Raw genomic sequence first — 21,570 nt, 5'->3', positions numbered from 1 at the left:
TTTCGCAGAGGCCATAGCGGTAACAAACCGAGATGAATTTCCATGTCGCCAAGCAAAGTGTTCTGCATCCGCGATGAATGTCCGGAAAGTAGACTGCCGGCGCAGCATTGGACAGATGTGTTGGATGTCGGCTATGGGCCGGACGATCCTGCTGCATTTGCGAGCCCGTAAAACTAGAGCAACGGCCGGTAAGGGCTCTGAGCCGCCTAATGCCCATGCGGCAAGCCCCTTGGTGCGGGCGTGATGGAATCAGACCTCTAAAGGTTAGGCTAACCCTTTAATTTTGTGCCGTCTTGCACGACGTGCGATCATTAGGAAGTCTGAAGCAGAGGTTTGGATCGCAAGCGGCGAATTCTGGCAGCGAGCCCTTAATAACTTCTTCTCCTGACCAGTTGCGAAGTATAATTGGCTAGGTTTCAATGACTTTGAGTTGCTCAGTGAGTCTGGAGACAAAAAGAATGCTGCGATCCATAACGATGCATGATCCGAATACCAACGCGCGGGCTGTGATCGAAGCGGATGACCAAACACTTGAAAAAATATGCGATGAGGTCAGCCAAAGTTCTTTGGCTATGGCTGCGCTTCTCAAGGGGTATGAGGAAGTTGCGGCTTCCCTGAGGCGGGGCGACATTTCTAGCCCCACTCCACCCGCCGAATACTCCGTGCTTTACCAGATTATGAACAATCACGATCCACGGTTTGCAGGAACACTTGGCTCCAAAATTATCAGACACCTAGAGGACAGGCTTATCAAAAAAGTGGATTAGGCGTCTTAGTGAATTGGTCTGCTTTGTCCGCTCCTCGATAGTCGAATTCACGCGCAGCGAAGGGGCGGTTCGAGTTTAACTCCACAGAGTGGCGTTAAATGACCGCTCTGACGCCCCATGCTGCTTCACAGCGAGAACTACGCCGCGCCCGCGATGTTTTTCTGCGTCAGCAGTAGCTGCGTGAGTAAAAGGCTGGTCTGTCCGCCCAGAGCGGTCATTCGTCGCAACTCCCTCCAATGTCTGCTTCGCGGACTTTGCCGACTTTTGCTACGGCTGCGCCAATGTCGGCTTTCAGTTTGCTGGGCAAAACACCGGTCGTTTTTGTTTGTAGCACAAACCTTGCCAAGCGAACCAACCGACGCGAAGTTAGATGCATTACAACCCAAGGCCTTCAAACTTGACCGATATCGAGCGCATAAACGCCCTGACAAACAACGCCCGGAACACCTGGTTCGTCCTCCTCGCCGCCCTCGTCTTCGTCGGCATCACCCTGATGAGCATTGAACACATCGACTTCTACGGCGTCGACCGCGCCACCACCCTGCCTTTGGTCAATGTCGAGGTCCCCACCCGCGCCTTCTTCATCGCCGCGCCCCTCCTGATCGCCGCCATCTACAGCTACTTCCATCTCTATCTCGTGCGCCTCTGGGATGCGCTTTCAACCGCTCCAGCCCGGATTGACAACCGCCCACTCGGAGACGTCATCACCCCCTGGCTTGTCACCGATGCGGCCCTCCACATGCGCGCCCACCGCCGCAAAGAGTTCTGGTCCCCAACAACCCACCGAGTGCTGGAAAGCACCGCAATGTGGCTCTCCATGCCCGCGCGCACCTTTGGGCTGACGCTGGCGGCCGCCCTCAGTCTGTTCACCATGGGCTTCACCGGACTTACCAGTTTTCTAATGCTCCGACGTCGCATGAAAAACAAAGACATCCGAAACTCCGGCCACATCTTCCGCGTCGCCCCGGGCCTTCTTAGCCTCGTCTTCCTTTGCTTTCCCCTTGTCCTTATCAGTTACATCCGCACCGAAGGCGAACTTACCCGCCTGTCGGACGTTTTCCCAATCCTCGCACCCCACAGGGACCGCATCGCCGCAATCGATGCGCGTGTCTCCGCCCTCGACCCAACGGGCCGCATCCTAACTCTCGCCCCCCTCAACCTGACCGGAGAACAGCTCGTCCGGCGCCCCCAAGGCTGGCTCCCCTATGCAGAGGCGCAAAAAGACTATTTCGCGTCCTGGTGCATACGCGAAGCCGCGCCCTGCAAACGCGACGACCTTGACGAAAAACAGGAACGCGCATTCACCCGAGAGTGGAACGTCCGCCGCTCCGCTGCCCGCGGCGACTTGCAAAAACCCAACTGGAACGACGTGGGCGCCAACAAACCCGACCTGCGCAACGCCATCATGCCCAACGCGTTCCTGAGCGGTTCCCATCTGACCTTAGCACAGATGGAGGGGGCAGACCTTAGCGGAGCGCAGTTGGAGGGGGCAGACCTTAGCTACTCCTACTTGACAGGAACAAAAGACAGAAAGAGCATTCTAAAACACACAAACCTCAGCGCGAGCGCAAACAAAGGCGGCGCGCTGAGGTTTGTGGAAATGACCGAAGTCGTTTTCGACGGGCGTATGGATTTTCGAAATGCCTTTCTGGATGGATCCGTAGCCATGACAGATGCCCTCCGCATTAAACTGGGTGATCAATGCCAATCGCGGCTGGACATCGTGCTGCCAGACATAGAATTCTACGGTCGTTGGCTCGGCTGGCTACAAGCAAAACCAATTGGTGTGGATGTATTTATCAATGCACGTGACGCACTTCCTGAGGAATGGAGCGATGTCGACCCCATTGCCCCTGATCCTGGTTGTGAATGGAAGCCCCCACTCGCCGAAGTCGAAGGTGCGACAGACGCGCTCGATGCGGGGCAGAATTAATCATTTCGCGAAGGGCTGCGCGCCGGAACTATCTAAGTCAGTTTTTCGGTGCTGAAACAATCATTTTGGCCGAACTGCGAAGCAAGACCGGACATTCGTGCATGGTGCAGCATTGGAAACTTTGGGCTCACAGCCGACCTCGGAGGCAGCGCAGCATCCTGTGATATTGGACCGCGTCAACGTCGGGTTGTCGTTGTGGGTGGGCATGGCGGATCGGAGGATCAGTCACGGAAACACCAAACTTACCTGCCATTCGCGCGCTTCGCCAAGCCTGGAACAAAGGCCGTATCGTGGGTCAAAAACGCCCGCTGAAACCAAAACATGTCTGGGCGATCCGAGTTCGCCTCGAGCTTGCCGACAACCATCGCGATCTTGCGCTTTTCAACATGGCAATCGACAGCAAGCTTCGCGGCTGTGATCTGGTGAAGATGAAGGTTGTCGATATCATGTCATCGGGTCAGATCAAGGAACGCGCTTCAGTACTGCAGAGCAAGACGCAGAAACCTGTGCGCTTCGAGATATCCGAGGGCACTCGTGCCTCTGTTGAGAAATGGATGGAAGATGAACTCATGGTCGGTTCAGAATACCTTTGGCCTGGCAGATTCCACGAAAGGTTGCATATCTCGACGCGTCAATATGCGCGAATTGTTCGAGACTGGGTTACATCTATCGGCCTTGAAGCAAGCGCATATGGAACCCATTCAATGAGGCGCACGAAAGTCACCCAAATCTACAAGAAAACTGGCAACCTCAGAGCGGTCCAGCTCTTGCTAGGCCATACCAAGATGGACAGTACAGTCCGGTATCTCGGCGTCGAACTCGAAGATGCCTTGGCTATCGCCGAAGCCATTGAGATATAGCGCCAATGGGTCGCCTTCACGGGCGGCCCATAGTGGACTCTCAGCACACTTTCCCAATTTCCCAATGCTGCGGTTGCAGCCTGTATTGCGGACGTTCATAGTCGTTGCAAAATCCAATGGACGAAGCATCGTGCCGCAATGACCATGCGCTCTGCAACGCCAGCGTTTCGATGATAGCACGCAACTGCGGGCATTCAGCCAGACTAGGTCGCGTAAAGAAGTAAACATCTTTACAGGTAGTTCTTAGTCTTCGATCCAATCGAGAAGATGAGATCTCTACAGATTTCGACTTGGAATATTTTTGGAGATCACGCCTATTTGGATTTCAATGCCTAACAACGTTGGGAGAGGTCTGATGCCGAAAGCTACACTATTTTCTGACTGGGCCGTCTGGATCAGAGTCGCTGCTGCATTCGTGCTTGTGTTTTGTACCTCTGTTAAGGCTGCCGGAGAGGCGGATGTCGCAGCCCCTGAGAATCAAGAATTCGTTTTGCATGATGAAAACTGGACCGAAGTCGAATCGATCTTGAACGCCCGCTGTGTCGTCTGCCACAGCTGCTATGACGCACCATGCCAGCTGAAACTCACGTCGCCGGAGGGGCTGTTGCGCGGTGCGAGCAAACAAGCTGTTTACCACACTAAGCGATTGAATGACGCACGACCCACCCGGCTTGGTGTTGATGCTAAAACCCCCGCCGAGTGGCGAGCGCTTGGGTTTTTTTCGGTTGTTCGCGATCCCGGGCAACCCGCAGCTTCTCTGAGCTTGCTCGAACGATACCTTGACCTTTCACATCAGAACCCATTGCCGGAAAACGCGCCTGTTCCAGATGAGCTTAGTCTAACCATCGATCGCCCTCTCGTCTGTCCTTCGTCACGAGAGTTCGGGACGTTTCGCAATGACCATCCACTAGCCGGCATGCCATATGCGACAGCGCCACTTAGCGACACAGAGTATCAGACACTGACGTCCTGGGCGCGTGGCGGAGCGACAGTTTCCTTCTTACCGGCTGAAATTCCTGAAGAAATCAAGCGGCAGATCGCAGATTGGGAATCGTTCTTGAACGGCGATGACATTCGAAGCCGTTTGATGAGCCGGTATCTTTATGAGCACCTGTTTCTGGCGCGGCTACACTTTCTGGGGGATAATTCTAGGCGGTTCTTTCAGCTCGTACGTTCGACCACGCCGCAAGGTGAAGCTATCGACATCATCGCGACACGACGCCCGTTCGACGACCCAGGCGACAAGCCGTTTTTCTACCGTTTGCAGCTGGTCGACGAGACCATTGTACACAAAGAACACCTTGTATACGAACTTGGGCCTGAGCGTATGGCGCGATACAAGGAACTGTTTCTCACTCCGAACTGGAGCCTGTCAGACTTACCCGATTACGGAGACGCGGAAGGCGGTAATCCATTCAGCACGTTTGGGCAGATACCGGCCAAGGGCCGCTATCAGTTTCTTTTGGACGATGCGCTGTTTTTCGTCCGCAGTTTCATACGTGGTCCAGTCTGTCATGGGCAGACTGCCGTCGATGTGATCGAAGACCGGTTCTGGGTCAGCTTCCTGGATCCAGATTCGGATTTGTCGATAACCGATCCGAGCTATCTTGAATACGGAGCCGAATTTTTGGAATTGCCGGTTTCGCAAGTAAATCAAGGTACACTAGGAGATTTGCAGGCGTTTTCGCACGGGAACCAGGTCAAATACCTTGAGTTTCGCGATGCAAAATACCGAAATAGCCCGGTGCACCAAACCGGTTTCGGGTATGAGGCCATCTGGGATGGCAACGGCACCAATCCGAATGCGCTGATCACTGTTTTCCGACATTTTGACAACGCTTCCGCAATGACTGGATTTCATGGCGGGATTCCTGAAACAGCCTGGGTTATCGACTATCCGATTTTTGAACGTATCTTTTACAATCTGGTGGCGGCATATGATGTCTTCGGGCGCGTCGAACATCAGTTGGCAACACGGTTGTACATGGACGAACTGCGTATGGAAAGTGAAGATATCTTTCTCAATTTCATGCCAAGAGACGTCCGCCTGCAGATGCACAGGAACTGGTACCAAGGCTCTCTTGCTGAAATTTATACATACTGGCATCGACGCCGTGTCGATGACGACGTTCCTACGGGTATTGATTATGAATCAACTCAGCCCAAACAGGAATTCCATATGACATTGCTGAACCGTGGCGAAGGGCTTTGGTCAGTTTCAGATCCAATTAACAGGTGTTCGGACGTGAGTTGTTCCCGATTCATGGATCAAGATACCGCTTCTATACTTCGTGATCTGGCAAACCAGACCGGTGACTGGATAAAGTTCTTGCCTGACCTTTCTGTTCTGGTGATTGAACAGCAGGGTGGGATGACAGATATTTTCACGCTTGTGCACGACAAGGCGCACTACAATGTAGCTTTCTTATTTGATGAAAAGGCGCGCCGGGAACCGGACGCGGACGTTTTGACAATCCTTCCTGATTTGATCGGAAGCTATCCCAATTTTTACTTCAAGGTACAGCAGGTCCAGTTGGGCATGTTCATTGATACCTTAAAGTCAATTCGAAACCAGAACGATTATATGGAGTTTGTGGCGGAATATGGTGTGCGCCGGACGAGTACGGATTTCTGGCCGTTAAGCGACCGAATTCATGAAACTTTCTTCAGTCGACACCCGGTTCAAGCGGGTATCCTCGACCTGAACAGGTATATGGATCCAAATTTGGACGATGCGCCAAACTGAGTCTGTGGCTTTGATTGCCATAAAGATTTGTTAACTTGGCGTATCACCGTTCGACGCCTAAATTCTAAGTCATGCGTTACCTTGCACATATTCGCCCGGCCTACAGTAGGGCCGAGCGTTTCAGCGACGGAATTGTGCATATTTTGGGCGTAACATCGGCGCTTGTTGCGGTCCCGGCGCTCATTTCGATGACACTCATCAATCACGCCGACCCCACTGCTGTTCTGGGTGTTTCAATCTACGGTACCACCCTTCTGTTGATGTTGTCCTTTTCTGCCCTGTACAACATGGTAGAAAGTGAAAGATGGTCTGAGCTTCTCCGCCGGCTCGACCACTCTGGCATTTACGTCAAAATCGCGGGCACTTATACACCATTCATTCTGCTTTCAGGCACTCCGGCCACCGGGCTCCTCATCGGGCTGTGGTCATCGGCAACGCTTGGATCAGTTCTGAAAATGACAGATCCCATTCGATTTCGATGGTTTGGGCTTGTGTTGTATCTGGTGATGGGGTGGGCGATCGTCTGGACAAACCACTCTATGCTTGCCGAACTCTCGCACACTGTTCTGACGCTAATGATTGCTGGCGGTTTGGCTTACACTTTTGGTGTCGGGTTTTATCTCGCGGACCGCCTGCCGTTCCACAACACGATCTGGCACGTGTTGGTATTGACCGGAAGCGCCCTGTTCTTCGTTGCTGTGACCGTCCATGTTTTGCACATGCCCCATGTCACGCGCTAGATTTTCGTTAGTTTTTTTTGAACGGCAACGTTATAGCTTGGGCGTACTTAATAGAGCGCCGCTTTCAGGCTCAGAGCAGATCTCGGATGCGTCACAACACTCGATTGAGCTAAACGCGTGACCAAATTCGATCACGGCCCAGACCTGCCGTCACTCACCGCGCTGGTGTCGCACTGCGGCCCGTCATTCCTGACATACGCTGCAACTGCACAGTCTGGACGAGTGTAAGTACACACATTGATTCCACGTGGTCGATCCGGCTTGAAGGGTAGATTCCATTAGTTCGAGTTCTCAGGTAACAAGTAATGATGGATATCGTCGTCATTACGACCATCATCACTTCTCTTTTTGTTGTAATCGGCGTGGCGGAACCACTGGCCGCGCGAATGCGCCTGCCCTACAGCGTTATCCTCGCCGTCCTGGGGATAGTGATCGGGCTTGGCGCGACGTTCTTTCTCGACACTGACCTGACGGATGCACTGAACCCGGGGGCGCAGGCAATTATCGATCTACCGATCCGGTCAGACGTCTTCCTCTATGTTTTCCTGCCAACGCTGCTCTTTCAGGCGACACTCGGCATGAACTTGCGCAGGATGCTGGATGACTGGATGCCCATCCTGATGATGGCAGTTGTGGCAGTGATTGTCGCGACTCTCTCCATTGGCTATGCGCTGAGTTGGGTAAGTGCCCTGCCGCTGGCCGCCTGCCTGTTGATCGGCGCTATTGTGTCGACAACTGATCCTTCGGCGGTTGTCAGCATTTTCCGGTCGATTTCGGCACCGCGCAGGTTGTCGCGAATAATTGAGGGTGAAAGCCTTCTTAACGATGCTGCTGCGGTCGCTCTTTTCGGGTTATTCATGAGCTTCGTAATGCTCGGGAGACCCGATCCATTGCTAAGTGAAGCCGTGGGGCAGTTTCCGCTGTTGATCGCAGGCGGAGCACTCACTGGTTGGCTCATGGCCCGCATGGCGGTCTGGCTGATGGCTTTTGTAGATCGCTGGGAAATGGCGCAGATTTCAATTTCCATTGCGCTGCCTTACCTCGCCTACATCGTTGCAGAGCAAAGCGTCGGGGCTTCGGGTGTCATTGCGGTGGTGGCCGCAGGTCTTACGCTCAACCTCACAGGCCCCGGTCGTTTGTCACCGGTCGCCTGGACAAATCTGCAGGAAGTTTGGGATCTTCTGGCACATTGGGCAGGCGCGCTGATCTTTATTCTTGCAGCGTTGCTGATACCGAGATTGCTGGAAGAGGTGCGGCCGTCCGACTTTGGCCTGCTGGTTGTGGTGGTTCTGGCCGCGATGTTCGCACGGGCAGCAATTCTGTTCGGGCTGCTGCCATTGCTTACGGCAATAGGCCTGTCGCCTGCTGTTGAACGCCCCTATCGCACCGCAATACTGTGGGGTGGACTTCGTGGTGCCGTGACGCTGGCGCTGGCGCTGGCTGTTACCGAAAGCACGCATGTCCCGCTTGAGACCAAGCGTCTGGTCGGCATTCTGGCCACTGGCTTTACGCTGTTTACACTGATTGTTCAGGGTACAACCTTGCGCACGGTGATCACAAAACTGGGGCTCGACAGGCTTTCTCCGCTTGATACCGCCCTGTCGCGTCAGGTGGTCGCGGTCGCCTTGCAATCGGTTCGCGAGGACGTGTCCCGCACCGCAGAAAACTACAACCTGACCCACGATATCGTCAGAAACGAAGCCAAGCAGTTTAGCGAACGCCTCGACGAGGCCGTAAAGGCCGCTGAAGACAGTGCACAGATCCTTGATCGTGACCGGGTCACACTTGGCCTTATTGCGCTAGCTGGTGCAGAGCGGGATTCCGTCTTGGCTCGGATGCGGGAACGCACCATGTCATCGGTCCTGAGTGAGAAGATTCTGTCCGATGCGGATCGGCTCATTGAAGGCGCACGGACTGGCGGGCGGATCGGCTATCAGCGCGCATCAAATCGGTCGGTCGTTTACGGCAGATCTTTTCGGATCGCCGTTTTTCTGCACAACCGGCTTCGAATTTCGTTCCCGCTCACGCGTCTTACAACGGATAGGTTTGAAAGATTGCTCATGCAACGTCTTATCCTGCAGGACCTCGACGGGTTCGTCCGCGGCCGCATCCGCCGGATCCACGGCCGCCGGGTTGCAGAATTGCTGGATGAAGTGTTGGCGCGTCGATCCGAGGCGGTTGAAACAGCACTGGACGGTCTGCGGCTGCAATTTCCCGGTTATGCCGAAAAGTTGGAGCGGCGATTTATCCGGCGAACCGCGCTGCGCCTTGAAGAACGTGAATATGCGGTCATGCGCGAAGACGGCCTTGTGGGCGAAGAACTTTACTCTGTGTTGATGCAGGAAGTGGCGGCGCGATATACGTTGTCTGAAGGGCGTCCGAAGTTGGACATCACTCTTAAAGGACGGGATCTGGTCAGGCAGTTCCCACTATTTTCCGATCTCGACAAATCTTCGCTCAGGAAACTCAGCCGGGCGCTGCGTACCCGATATGCCAACGCGGGTGATACCATCATATCCAAAGACGAATTCGCCCGGAGTGTATTCTTCATTGCTTCCGGGGCGGTGGAAGTGGAACTCGGCAGGCACAGCTCGCGGCTGGGTCGAGGTGAAATGTTTGGGCAATTGGCCATGCTATTGAAACGGCCTCGTCGCGTAAACGTCCGGGCGTTGGCACCCTCGACCCTGCTTATGCTTGACGAGGCAAGTTTCCGGCGCTTGCTGCGGCGAAGCAAGGCCATGCGAAACTCTGTCAAGATGAGCGCTGACAAGCGCATGATCGACCCAGCGGTGTTGGATCTGGATGAGGCAGAGGGATCCTCTGAACAAGGGACCATATCTTGAGAGATTCTCAATTGGAAAGGAACCGCGAAATCAACAGTGGTGTTTCACTGGCACCAGTCGGGTTCTGTTTCGTTGAATGTCTACTCCTATCAGAGGCTAGTTCACTCGAAAAAAACCGTCACTACCCTCAACATCTCGGACAATCGCCCCAATTGCCGACCTCTCATTTTAAGAGCGTCAGTCAGGAAGTACAGCTGTATGAGACAGCGGGCCGCACGATCTGCGATATATCAACGGCCCAATCCGGTCATTGAGTCTTGCCAACTGATGCTGCGCCGCGACCCGTCGAACCTGCTGTTCGCTGCAGGCGCAAAATCAGAGACTGGCTAAACTCACGCTGCCCGGACGAAATGAACTTTCGCTGCGCCTCCACCAAGGTCGGCTATCGCCTGCGCTGCTGATCATTTGATCTGATAGAAAAATGAAAGCTTTCGGCTTACGCCGCCCGGCGGGCGCGGAAAGGGTGCCGCGCTCTGAACCTGTGCCTTGGCGGCACGGTTTAGATTCTGGGAACCTGAACTGTCTACGATGTCGACCCAAGCCAGCGTTCCATCCGGATTGATCTCGAAGAAAACCTGCGCGAACCCTCTGTCTTTGACATAGACGACCGGAGATCGATTGAGATGGACTAGTACCTCACCGGCATAGTTTGTTGTGTCAGCGTTGCCCGGTCCGCGCCCACCTGACCGGCTTCCGCTGCTTCTCTGACTGAAGGCATCGACACCATCGCGCTGATAGGTGCGAAGCGGCGACTCGACCAACTGCGTGGGATTGCGCAGGTCACTGAAATCGTTCAATCCGTCGCGCAAACCCTTCAACGTGGGTGTTGGCCGCTCTTCGCGTAGACGCGGGCGCGGAGAAGTGGCCATGGCCAGATCGGTCGCATCCGTTTCTTCATCGCTTGCTGCGGCATCGGGTTCGTCAGGCACGGGCTCAGCCGTTTCAAGCGGGATTTCCGGCACGATAGCCGCCTGTTTTAACGGGACAACCGGAACTGCCGCGGTCTCGGGCGCCGGAGCAATCGTGGCAGCAGGTGCAATGGATGGCGCGACCGCGGTCTCGGCCTCAACGGGTGCTGCGTTGCCGTCAGCCGTGCCAACCGGAGTTTCTGTAACCGTGTCGGGTTCCACCGGCGGTATTGCGGCCGTTTCCTCGGCGGTGTCAGCGCCATCTTCGGGCGGGTCTTCACCCTCTGGCGCGTCAGGTTGAGGCGGTTCCGCTGCCGTCGGTTGCAGGATTTCGGCAGTGCCGGTGTCGGGCGATGACACTTGTTGCGGGTCGTCCGAGGCCACACGCGCATCGCTGGTCGGTACTTCCGCCGGTTCAGGTTCCGCCGCCGTCTCGACCGGGGGATCGGGCACTTCTGCGGGCTCGGGTTGCACCGGTTCGGCGGGGGCATCCGCCAGATCTTCGAAAGCATTGCCCAAGGCGACCGTGTCCGCTGTGCTGTCCGCCGCAGGCCGTTCTGTCGGGTCAGGCACAACAACGCTCAGGCCAAAAAAGTGAACCAGCAGCGACACCAGCAGGGCAATCGTCGCAACAGCCAGCGACCGGCGGATCATTCGAGGGCCTGCACGGTCACGAGAAACACCGAGGATGCGCCAAGGCGGCGGAGCGTGCCGGTGACCTCGATCAAGCGGGCGCCAGAGACGTTGCGGTCGGGTACGATCCTGACGGGTTCGGTGCCGTGGCCCGCCATGTAAGCCTCCGGATCGGTCGCTGTGCCGCGAAAGCTCAGGCTTCCGTCCTGGTGCAGCACCAATGCGTCGGGCGGTTCCCTCCCCTCAAGCTCGGTTGTGTTCACAAGCTCCAGATCGGGGTCGAGCGGTGCGGCCAGCGTGCCGGTAATCAGGAAGAAGATCAGCATCAGAAAGACGACGTTGATCAGGGGGATGGTCGAGGCGAGTTTGCGGCGGGGACGGGCGTGGCGGATCATCGGCTCACTCCAACACCGTTACGCTCAACCCGTCGCGCCCGCGTAGGCGAACCAGCAGATCCACCAGCCGCTGCGCCGAGGTGTCGGCATCAAGGCTGACCAGAACCTGCCCGGCCTCGACCCGCCCGGCCAGCTCATCGAGCGAGGTCGGCGCGCCATTCAATGTCAGCCGCTCTGCGCCAAGTTGAACAAAGACCCGTTCCGTCGGTTCGCTGGCTGCTGCGCCCCCGGCGGTTGCGCTGCTCAGCTCGATCTCGCTGAAACGCGAGAAGGTCGATGACAGCATGAAGAACAGCAAAAGCAAGAAGATCACGTCGATGAGCGGTGTCACCGACAAAGGTCGTCTGACAAAGAGCGCTGCCCTACGCATGCTCGGGCGTTACCGAGGAGGCATCGGTTCCCGCCGCCGCGATGGCCTGACCCGGCACCAGCACGGTGCGCAGGGCTTTGTCCGCGAAGACCCGCTCGCGCGCGGTGCGGCTTTCGAACCATGAGAGCAGCATCGAAGTAGGCATGGCCACGGCAAGGCCAACCGCCGTGGTCACCAAGGCGACCCAGATGCCGCCGGCCAACAGAGAGGGATCGACAGAGGAGCCCGCCGTCTGCAGGCTCTGAAACGCTTCGATCATGCCCAGTACCGTGCCAAAGAGCCCTAACAACGGGGCGAGCTGCGCAATGGTGTCCAGCAAACGAAAGCCTCTCTCAAGCCCGGCAAGCGCCAGACCCGCTTCGGCGTCCAAACGATCATCGAGGCCGGGCGTCTCGGGTGTATCCATTGCGGCGCCGACAATCGGGGCGAGGTAGCTGTGGCTGTCGTCAAGACGCGCACGCGCCGTCTGCCGGTCTCCCTTGTCCCAAGCTGCCAGCGCCTCGGACAGAACCCGGTGCCGACCGACCCCGCAAGCCGCAAATTGCCAGAGCTTATAGATCGTTACCGCCAAGGTCAGCACAGACATTACGATCAGGATCGCGACCACCGGACCGCCCAGGGCCAGAATCTCGCGCAGGGCATCAAGCGGGTTCATCCGAGAAGCTCCACTGCGACACGGCTGCTTGGAGACAGCGCCTCATGGCAGACCTTGCTCTCGGCCCCTGCGACAACGCAAGAATTCGCCCCGTTGATCAATGCCCGTCCCACCATGTCGCACGACATGCCGGGCAGATCGAACTGACGCACGCGCGGTCGTCCCGCCGGTAAATCGCGGAAATCGAAGAGCGACAGGCGCACGACCCCACCGGTTGGATCGAATATCACGGTCTCGAACACGGCTTTGTCGATCTCTTCTTCTGTCATGTTTTGCGCAAAGAAGGTCAGGCGACAGGCGCCATCAACATCCTTAAGCGCATTCAGTTCAATAAGAAGGCCCGATGGTCGCTCTGTGGTGACCTGTGCGAGCAGCGTCGTCTGAAACGAAGATGCTACGACCAAAAGCCCAGCAAGAGCAAGGCGACGAAATAGCATGGTTTGTCTCCCGAGCGCAGATTTCTTGAATGCCATAGAACCGCGACGCTCCGCGTCGGCCATGCCAAAACTATGTCAACTCGTCCCTGCTTTAAAGGGCCATTCGAGACAGCCTTGGCAGCAGCCAAGGTCGGCTTTCAGCAATCGCTTCCATTTATTCAAGGTACCGCATTTGGGACTATGGGCTCGAGCTTACCTTTGAAGCGCCGCGGCATTAATACACTCAAACCATCGCACCAAGTTGAAGACGGCCCAAAACCGCCATTCTGACACGCCGCCGTTAACGACTGCTGCGGGCCGTTCTCGTTTGAATGCGACGCGTCCAACGATAGGGTGCAGCACTTGTTCCATCGCCTCCATTCAGGTTGTTTGCAAACCCACAATGGCACACCGAGGCCAGCGGGGCGTCTAAACCTTCAGAACCTATATGGGCCACCCGCTTCGGCTTGGATTAACTGCATCAAAAACCAGTCATTTGAGGTCGGACAACCCGAAACTCTGTGCAGAGGTCGGCAGACTAAAAGGTGTGACCACCTGAATCGTTGGTCGTGCCCGGCATGAGCAGGCGAACATGACCAAGCCATTGCATGGCTCTAAGAAACTTCGTCCTCCGTGGGTTTTGCAGTCTCGACGATGGCATCTGGGTGGTGCCAAACCAGCAGACCGATCACTGAGGAGGCTGCAAAGCAAGCAATCAGGCCGAAGGCCACTGCGAATGTGCCGGTCGCGCTCAGGGCATAGCCCGTGATGACAGGAGCCAGAAATCCGGCAAGGGCAAAGCCGCTGTTCATTACGCCCATGCAGGTTCCCGCGCGCTGCGGCACGATATCGGCGATGACCGCGTAAAAAATCGGATTTGCTCCGAGCCCTGCAGATACGGCGACCGAAATGCAGATCAGCGCGATTGGGAAGCTGTCGACAAAGGCAAGAGGCAGAACTGCAAGCGCAACAATCCCGTGGAGGGCCGCCATAGGGTAGGTTCTCGCGATCCGATAGGTTCCGGTCCGGATCAGCAGCCAGTCCGACAGCCTCCCCACAGTATACAGCGAAACCGCAGCGGCGGCCCAAGGTATCGCTGCCGCCCAACCGATTTGCTTGAGGTCCAGATGATAGGTCGTGCGCAAGAACTCAGGTAGCCAGGTCATTACGAAAAAGATGAGGTAACCGAACACAAAATACGACCAATAGCTGGCCAGCAGGGTAGGTGTTCGCAGCAATATCCTGAGATCTTCGCGCGACAGCCGACCGCTGTTTTCAGGTCTCGCCGTGGCGTTGCGGCCTTCGAGGACATAGTCCTTCTCGGCGCTGTTCACGAAACGCGACATTTCAGGTGAATCACTGGATAGCCAGAGCCACGCGGGCAGCCACAAAAGGCCTAGCAACGCGAGGCCAAAGAACATTACGCGCCATCCAAATTCGACGATGACAAATGTGGCCAATGGGGCGCCGACCGCCAGCGCCAGCGGGATCGCGACCAGCGCAGCACCCATGGCCGTGGACCGTTCGTGCGGTGGCAGCCACCGTTCCAGAACGCGCGAATGTGCCGGAAAGGACGGCCCCTCAGCCAGCCCAAGCGCCATGCGCGCGCAATACAGCATGGCGAAACCGACTGCCGCACCGGTCCAGCCGATTGCGACGGACCAGAGCAGAACGGCAAATGCAAAGGTCTTGCGGGCTCCGAACCGGTCAGCGAAATATCCGCCGGGCAGCGTTGTAAGAAAATAGCCGATGCCGAAAGCGCCCAGCACCAATCCCAGTTGAGAGGATGACAAGCTGAACTCGGTTTGAATGGCATGGGCCGCGTAGGAAATCGCCGAGCGGTCGACATAGTTGATCGTGTTGATCAAAAACAAAAGCGCTATAATAGCCCAACGAAATCGGGTCGCAGGCACGGTCGCATCAATCATAGCGTCGCCTGGTCAGATAATGTCTAATGTTTCAGGAGTATAGACGGTGCCGGGGCATGATGCCAATCAAAACCATTGGTGACCAGGGCGGGCCGGTTTCAGGTCGATCTGCATGCCGACGGGCACCGGATAGCAAAAGCGTCTCAACCCAGCTTGAAAAACATTATCCCCAGGGACCTGATTCAATCCGCCCCTTTCTTTCCCGATCAGTGTCGCTTTTGCGTGGAGAGGCCGTTTGCCCGGCAAGTTTCCTCAGCGCCGCAATGCGATTTGCGGTCGAGGGGTGCGTCGAAAACAGTTTGTCGCGGGTATGGGCATGCAGGGGGTTGATGATAAACATATGCGCAGTCGCCGGGTTCCTCTCGGCCGCATCATTGTCAATTCGGGCTGCACTCAGCTGAATACGCTCCAAGGCCGAAGCTAGGGCCAGCGGCTGGCCACAAATTTCGGCACCGATCCGGTCTGCCACGTATTCTCGTGTACGGCTCATTGCCATTTGCACCAGCCCTGCGGCCAGTGGCGCCAGGATCATCAGCGCGATGGTTCCAACCAGACCAATCGCGCTGTCCCGCCTTCCGCCGAAGAACAGCGCAAAATTTGCCAGCATTGTAATGGCGCCTGCGAAGGTGGCGGTGACAGTCATTATGGCGGTGTCGTGGTTCTTGATATGCGCAAGCTCGTGGGCAATGACACCAGCCAGCTCGTCGCGGGACAACGTCTGCATCAGCCCGGAGGTGACGGCTACCGCCGCGTTGTTCGGGTTGCGCCCTGTAGCGAATGCATTTGGCTGAGGCGTGTCCAGCAAATAGACAGCAGGGGTCGGCATGTTGGCGTTTTGCGCCAGATACTCGACCAACTGAGAAAGCCCCAACGGGTCATCGCCTGGAACGGGCCGTGCATTATGCATGCGAAGAACCATTTTGTCCGAGTTCCACCATGTAAACACGTTCATGCCAGCGGCAATCACCAGGGCAAGGAACATCCCCCCGGTACCGGCAAGAAGATATCCCAACCCCATGAACAAGGCCGTCATAGCGGCCATCAATATCGCAGTTTTCGTATAGCCCATGCGTTGTGTTCCTGCGCACAATCTTCGGGTAAGAATTCACCCTATCATATATTGTCTGCGGGGTTGGTTTCCATGGGCTGTGACAAATAGGAGAGCATTCGGCGATGCGTCAAAGCTGGCTTTTCAGGCCCCGTAGGTCGCCCATTGTCGTTCCCTCATGCACAGTAGCGGCAACTTGGGCACGTTAGTATTCGATATGCAGCAAGTGAAGTGTTTCACTTTGGCGGGAAGCGCTTTCGGGTACAATATATCCCACGTGGTTGGTGAGTATTGTGAGTCAGTAGATGTATTTGTCGAAGATCGACCGGCATTGTGATGCCGCAAGTGACGTTCAGCGAAACAAGTTTGCGCGGAAGCATCCATTGCTGGATGACGCCGCGGTTCACGCAAAATGGAAGAACGGTTCCTGGCAGATCACGCGCATAGGGGACATCTGGAAGCGGGCGGGGAAAATACTGTCGGTCCCTTACGAAGGCGCAGACGCCTATCCTTCGTTTCAGTTCGCTGAAGATGGCACGCCGCTGCCGTTGATGGAAGAAGTGTTGAAGGCGCTGCCGCGTGACATGACACCGTGGCAATGTGCATTTTGGATGACCTCACCCAAAAAGGAATTGGGTTGGAAGCTACCTGCGGCCTGCATCCGGATGGGCGATGATCGGGTGATCGACGTCGCTGGCCGGGCCGGTGAGGAGCGGGATATCGTCAAATTTGAAGTGCACTGAGAGGTTCTGAGCGTCCGGCCCGTCACCCTGCGACATTCAGGATAGGGCCGTCCAGCAATCGGACAAGCTCTCCAAAATAGCCGGCCGACCGGGCGGGTCGCGTTGGATCGGATGTGATCGCGACGGCAAGATTGCGACGGGGATGAGCCGCAATAATTTGCCCTCCGTAACCTCGGGCCAGCACATAACCGGATGGTGAAAGGAACCAGCCATAGCCGTAGTTCAGGCCAGAGAAAGCCGATCGGCCGCGCGGTTTTATCGAGGCTGAGACCCAGCTTTCCGGAATAACCTGCTTATCCTCAAAAACGCCCCGGTCCCGAAGCATCACCGCGATTTTCAGCATCGCCCTTGGTGTAATCGCCATCTCATTGCCGCCGAGGTAGTAGCCTTGCGGGTCCCTCGTCCAGGCTGGGATTTCGATGCCCAGCTGGGCGCCCAATCGCCCACGCGCCAGTTCCAACAGGCTGTGTCCCGTCGCTTCGGTCAGGGCCGCACCAAGGATGTGGGTCGACCCGGTGGAATACAGCATCCGCTTGCCGGGCTCGGCCACCATGGGGCGGGTGAGCGCGTCCGTTATCCAATTCGGAGAGCTGATCCATTCGCCATAATTGCTACCGGACGTCCTTTCGAGACCGGCCCGCAATGTGACCAGATCCTCCATGGTGATATCTGCGGATCCGGGCGTCGCATTTTCCGGTAACAGCTGTGGCGCGACCTCGTGCAGAGTGGCATCGACCGAGGGAACCTCTTGTTTCTCGATTGCTACGCCAAGCAATAGCGCAACAATGCTTTTCGAGCAGGATTTGATATTCGCCGGATGATCCAGGCCAGGACCCTTGGGGGCTTGGGCAAAAACCGTTTCGCCTCCGCGCTGGACCTGTAGAGAATGCAGTTGTGGCAGGTTGAGGATTTCATCACTCAGGCCATTGGATTGCCCACGCACAACATGTGGAACAGTCAAAGACGCGGTGGATGTAGCCAGAAATGTACGACGCGTAATCATGGGCTTTATTTGGCGACGAAAATCCGGATGTCCAACGGAAAGGAACAAGTTGGCGGCGGTTTTGCAAAAATGATGACACTTCTGTCGAGTTATTAGCGGCCCCGGACAAGACCGTCGTGTTAACGCAGAGATTGGGGTAATGGATTAATCAGCCACAGTCGGCAACGGACCTTTAAGGCGCATCGTCATTCTTCGAGAGTTTCGTGGTACTCTGGCAGTGAGGATATTCCAGCAGGGGTTTTTCAATTGCCTTCGAATGCACTCCGTCTTGTTATCGCAGCCATGTTCATTACCGCATCGGTGGGAACACTGCCAAATAGGGTGGATGCGCTATCCGCTGACATTCCAGACTGGTTGCAGCGACATGTGGGAACGGGCGACGGGCAAATTGCGCCGGTGGTCCTGAAACGGGCGCGGGCGCTTTACCAGAAAAAGGTCCGTCAGGGCGCGGTCAGAAACCCTTGTTACCTTGCCAAGGATGCGACACGCCCGAGCACGTCGCCCGGCGGCAATCCCGGACGCCGGTTTTATGTCATTTGCGAGGCGACGAGAACATTCCGGGCCGTCTCGTCCGGCTATGGCAATGGTCGGAAATTACGACGCGCGAATTTCTCGAACGGTCGACAATGCGCCAAGAATTTCAGTAATGCGGAAGGGTCGAAGCTGACCACGGGCGGGTCTTATGTGACGGCCGAAACGCGAACCTCGTTCAAGGGGTACTACAGCCAGTCAGGCACGCGAAAACCCTTCTATCGCACGTTCCTTCTGTTTGATGGAGAAGGCGAAACAAGCAACGCCCGCGAGCGGGCCATCGGTGGCCATCCCGCTGTATTTCTGAAATGGCAGTGCCGGTTCAAAAACCCGCAAAGTCCTCATGCTGACAATGAAGGGTATGTCCCATACGGAAGGTTGGTGAATTACACCGGCGGTCGCAGCAACGGATGCACCACGTGGTCCCAATCTGCCTCGCGGGACATTCTGGCGCTGGTGGAGGGGAATCCGACGACCCTCTACATCTATCCTGAATCCGATGATATCAACGCCGTTGCGAAAGCGGTCAAAAGGGGAAAATCGCTGTCGCGGGCCGGGTTGTACTGGAACGCTGCGTGTCTACAGACCATCGGATCTCCAAAATTCTGGCCCAAAAGCGATCTGCAGCCCATCATCAATCAATGGCGGGATTCCCTGCCCAAACAGCCACCGCTAGAATTGCCGATCTGCAATTGAAATCAGGTGGCTGGGTCGCAAAATCATTGAAAGTTTAGGAAGGGCCTTCGCTCGACGCACCTATCTTCCGGGTTTCAGCTATTTGCCGAGATCGCAGGATAGGTGTGCACAGTAAGTCGCTGACTTTGGCCGTTCCAAAATTTTGCGACACATCCCTTGACCATCATAATCGGGATGGGGCCATACCCGCACCAACGCGCGTAAGCGTGCCAGTTGCATTGCCGGCGCGAGGCCGGCAAGCAGCTGAAATCGTGATCATTCATCCAGCTCAGTCACGGGTATATACAGATCGCCGCCATCGCGAAACTTCTCGGTCATGGCCTTCATCCCCTCTTTCTGCGCTTCGCTGCGAATGTCGTGGCTGATCCGCATCGAGCAGAATTTCGGACCGCACATAGAACAAAAATGCGCCACTTTATGCGCCTGCTTGGGCAAGGTCTGGTCGTGGAAATCCCGCGCCGTCTCGGGATCGAGCGAGAGATTGAACTGATCTTCCCAACGAAATTCGAACCGTGCGCGGGATAGCGCATCATCACGCCGCTGCGCCCCGGGTAGACCCTTGGCCAGATCTGCGGCATGGGCGGCAATCTTGTAGGTGATCACACCGGTTTTCACGTCATCACGATCGGGAAGACCCAGATGTTCCTTGGGCGTGACATAGCACAGCATCGCACAGCCGAACCATCCGATCATCGCCGCCCCAATGCCGCTGGTGATATGGTCATAGCCCGGTGCAATATCCGTGGTCAGCGGTCCAAGTGTGTAGAATGGCGCCTCGTGGCAGCATTCCAACTGCTTGTCCATGTTCTCTTTGATCTTGTGCATGGCCACATGACCCGGCCCCTCGATCATCACCTGGCAATCCTTTTCCCAGGCGATTTTGGTCAGCTCGCCCAGTGTTTCAAGCTCGGCAAACTGTGCCTTGTCATTTGCGTCGGCAATCGAGCCAGGGCGCAGGCCGTCACCAAGGCTGAACGCCACGTCATAACGACGGCAAATCTCGCAGATTTCAGCGAAGTGCTCATACAGGAAGCTTTCCTTGTGGTGGTACAGACACCACTTGGCCATAATCGAGCCGCCACGCGACACAATGCCAGTCACCCGGTTCACCGTCATAGGCACCATATGCAAGCGCACACCGGCGTGGATGGTGAAGTAGTCGACACCCTGTTCGGCCTGTTCGATCAGCGTATCGCGGAACACCTCCCAGGTCAGGTCTTCGGCGACGCCGTTCACCTTTTCCAACGCCTGATACATCGGCACTGTGCCAATCGGCACCGGGCTGTTGCGGATGATCCATTCGCGTGTGTTGTGGATGTTGCGCCCAGTAGAGAGGTCCATCACCGTATCCGCGCCCCACCGGATCGCCCAGACCATCTTGTCCACTTCTTCCTCCATGGAAGAGGTCACGGCAGAGGTGCCCATATTGGCATTGACTTTGACCAGGAAATTGCGCCCGATAATCATCGGCTCGCTTTCCGGGTGGTTGATGTTGTTGGGGATGATCGCACGCCCGGCTGCAATCTCGGCGCGCACGAATTCCGGCGTCACATAATCGGGGATGCGAGCCCCAAAATCATTGCCATCCCGAAGACAGGGTGATGTCTCGCGAAGCTGGTTTTCGCGGATTGCTACAAACTCCATTTCCGGCGTGATAATGCCCGCGCGAGCATAGGCCAGTTGGGTCGGCGCTGCGCCGTCCTTGCCACGCAGAGGGCGTGGTTTGACCGGAAATTCCGGCGTCAGTTTGTCACCCTGAACAAATCCGTTGTCGGCGTCGGTGATCTCGCGCCCGTCATATTCCTCGACATCGCCACGCGCCTTGATCCATTCGGCACGCAGCGTCGGCAAACCTTGTTTGATATCGGTCAGGGTGTCAGGATCCGTATAGGGGCCGGAACTGTCATAGACCGGCAGAGGCGCCTCTCCTGCTGTCGGGTGGGTTGAAATCTCGCGCATGGGCACGCGGACATCGTCATGTAGCTCACCCGCGACATAGATTTTGCGCGACGCGGGCAATTCACCGGTGGTGATTTTCGGATTTGGGACATTCATTTTGGCGCTCCTCAAGCTCAAGCCGAAAAAGAACCAGATGAATTTGGTGAGGAGGCAAGGGCTCAACACGAGCCCATTTATCAGATCGCAGGGTCCAGATTTAGCAATACGACCTTAGCTTCCTACGCCAGTATCAACTGGGTCAGGTTCAAAGGGTCGCGTCACCGGGTTTTCACCCACTCAGCCTCTCAGTCCCCTTGGCGGGACTCCCCTGCATAGGTTCTCAATAGGAACGAACAGTGTGATTGTAAAGTTTCAAAATTGGTCATTGGCGCAGCCGCAGCGAATTCACCTATTTCT

General features: G+C 56.3%; 17 protein-coding genes and 1 riboswitch. Of the genes, 8 read left to right on the top strand and 9 right to left on the bottom strand.

Features of this window, described 5'->3' with window-relative positions; translation table 11 throughout:
- Positions 1-458 precede the first annotated feature (458 nt).
- The 6 genes from ACR0NW_RS09910 to ACR0NW_RS09885 all read left to right on the top strand — a co-directional run bounded on the left by ACR0NW_RS09910 (position 459) and on the right by ACR0NW_RS09885 (position 9,889).
- Positions 459-767: a hypothetical protein gene (locus ACR0NW_RS09910; RefSeq protein ID WP_480791587.1), complete on the top strand. Its 309-nt coding sequence runs from the start codon at positions 459-461 to the stop codon at positions 765-767.
- A 397-nt stretch (positions 768-1,164) separates the two neighbouring features.
- Positions 1,165-2,700 carry a pentapeptide repeat-containing protein gene (locus ACR0NW_RS09905; protein WP_480791586.1) on the top strand — a complete coding sequence of 512 codons (1,536 nt, stop codon included), beginning with the start codon at positions 1,165-1,167 and terminating at the stop codon, positions 2,698-2,700.
- A 290-nt stretch (positions 2,701-2,990) separates the two neighbouring features.
- On the top strand, positions 2,991-3,560 hold the full coding sequence (locus ACR0NW_RS09900; protein ID WP_480791585.1) for a tyrosine-type recombinase/integrase: 570 nt from the start codon (positions 2,991-2,993) through the stop codon (positions 3,558-3,560).
- A 355-nt stretch (positions 3,561-3,915) separates the two neighbouring features.
- The gene (locus ACR0NW_RS09895; protein WP_480791584.1) at positions 3,916-6,306 is read left to right on the top strand and encodes a fatty acid cis/trans isomerase; all 2,391 of its coding nucleotides are present in this window, start codon (positions 3,916-3,918) and stop codon (positions 6,304-6,306) included.
- Positions 6,307-6,377: 71 nt separating this feature from the next.
- Positions 6,378-7,046 carry a PAQR family membrane homeostasis protein TrhA gene (trhA, locus tag ACR0NW_RS09890; RefSeq protein ID WP_480791583.1) on the top strand — a complete coding sequence of 223 codons (669 nt, stop codon included), beginning with the start codon at positions 6,378-6,380 and terminating at the stop codon, positions 7,044-7,046.
- A gap of 308 nt (positions 7,047-7,354) precedes the next feature.
- Positions 7,355-9,889, top strand: coding sequence for a cation:proton antiporter (locus tag ACR0NW_RS09885; RefSeq protein ID WP_480791865.1), 2,535 nt, complete (start codon positions 7,355-7,357; stop codon positions 9,887-9,889).
- Positions 9,890-10,290: 401 nt separating this feature from the next.
- On the opposite strand, the gene ACR0NW_RS09880 is transcribed toward ACR0NW_RS09885, so the two are convergent.
- From ACR0NW_RS09880 to htpX, 7 genes are all read right to left on the bottom strand, one after another.
- The gene (locus tag ACR0NW_RS09880) at positions 10,291-11,451 is read right to left on the bottom strand and encodes an energy transducer TonB family protein (protein ID WP_480791582.1); all 1,161 of its coding nucleotides are present in this window, start codon (positions 11,449-11,451) and stop codon (positions 10,291-10,293) included.
- Positions 11,448-11,825 (bottom strand): ExbD/TolR family protein, encoded by a 378-nt coding sequence (locus ACR0NW_RS09875; protein ID WP_480791581.1) that lies wholly within the window; start codon positions 11,823-11,825, stop codon positions 11,448-11,450. The genes ACR0NW_RS09880 and ACR0NW_RS09875 overlap by 4 nt, the downstream gene beginning before the upstream one ends.
- 4 nt (positions 11,826-11,829) lie before the next feature.
- Positions 11,830-12,156 (bottom strand): ExbD/TolR family protein, encoded by a 327-nt coding sequence (locus tag ACR0NW_RS09870; RefSeq protein ID WP_480791580.1) that lies wholly within the window; start codon positions 12,154-12,156, stop codon positions 11,830-11,832.
- 31 nt (positions 12,157-12,187) lie between these two features.
- Positions 12,188-12,850, bottom strand: coding sequence for a MotA/TolQ/ExbB proton channel family protein (locus tag ACR0NW_RS09865; protein ID WP_480791579.1), 663 nt, complete (start codon positions 12,848-12,850; stop codon positions 12,188-12,190).
- Positions 12,847-13,287, bottom strand: a complete 441-nt coding sequence (locus tag ACR0NW_RS09860) for a hypothetical protein (protein ID WP_480791578.1) — start codon at positions 13,285-13,287, stop codon at positions 12,847-12,849. Before ACR0NW_RS09860 ends, ACR0NW_RS09865 begins: the two co-directional genes overlap by 4 nt.
- Positions 13,288-13,880: 593 nt before the next feature.
- Positions 13,881-15,194, bottom strand: coding sequence for an MFS transporter (locus ACR0NW_RS09855; protein WP_480791577.1), 1,314 nt, complete (start codon positions 15,192-15,194; stop codon positions 13,881-13,883).
- A gap of 163 nt (positions 15,195-15,357) precedes the next feature.
- Complete coding sequence (htpX, locus tag ACR0NW_RS09850) at positions 15,358-16,263, bottom strand: zinc metalloprotease HtpX (RefSeq protein ID WP_480791576.1); 906 nt, start codon at positions 16,261-16,263, stop codon at positions 15,358-15,360.
- A gap of 284 nt (positions 16,264-16,547) precedes the next feature.
- Here htpX and ACR0NW_RS09845 point away from each other — a divergent pair, with 284 nt between their 5' ends.
- Positions 16,548-16,985 (top strand): hypothetical protein, encoded by a 438-nt coding sequence (locus tag ACR0NW_RS09845; protein WP_480791575.1) that lies wholly within the window; start codon positions 16,548-16,550, stop codon positions 16,983-16,985.
- Between the two features lie 22 nt (positions 16,986-17,007).
- Here ACR0NW_RS09845 and ACR0NW_RS09840 read toward each other — a convergent pair whose 3' ends face one another.
- On the bottom strand, positions 17,008-17,988 hold the full coding sequence (locus ACR0NW_RS09840; protein WP_480791574.1) for a serine hydrolase domain-containing protein: 981 nt from the start codon (positions 17,986-17,988) through the stop codon (positions 17,008-17,010).
- A gap of 246 nt (positions 17,989-18,234) precedes the next feature.
- Between ACR0NW_RS09840 and ACR0NW_RS09835 the strand changes: the two genes are divergently transcribed.
- Complete coding sequence (locus ACR0NW_RS09835; RefSeq protein ID WP_480791573.1) at positions 18,235-19,215, top strand: hypothetical protein; 981 nt, start codon at positions 18,235-18,237, stop codon at positions 19,213-19,215.
- A gap of 255 nt (positions 19,216-19,470) precedes the next feature.
- Here ACR0NW_RS09835 and thiC read toward each other — a convergent pair whose 3' ends face one another.
- Complete coding sequence (gene thiC, locus ACR0NW_RS09830) at positions 19,471-21,270, bottom strand: phosphomethylpyrimidine synthase ThiC (protein ID WP_480791572.1); 1,800 nt, start codon at positions 21,268-21,270, stop codon at positions 19,471-19,473.
- A gap of 102 nt (positions 21,271-21,372) precedes the next feature.
- Positions 21,373-21,493, bottom strand: a riboswitch (TPP riboswitch).
- Positions 21,494-21,570: the final 77 nt, after the last annotated feature.

Source organism: Ruegeria sp. CF5, from assembly GCF_056537325.1.
The sequence above is the reverse complement of the archived record's forward strand: the minus strand, read 5'-3'. Positions and strand labels throughout refer to the sequence as shown.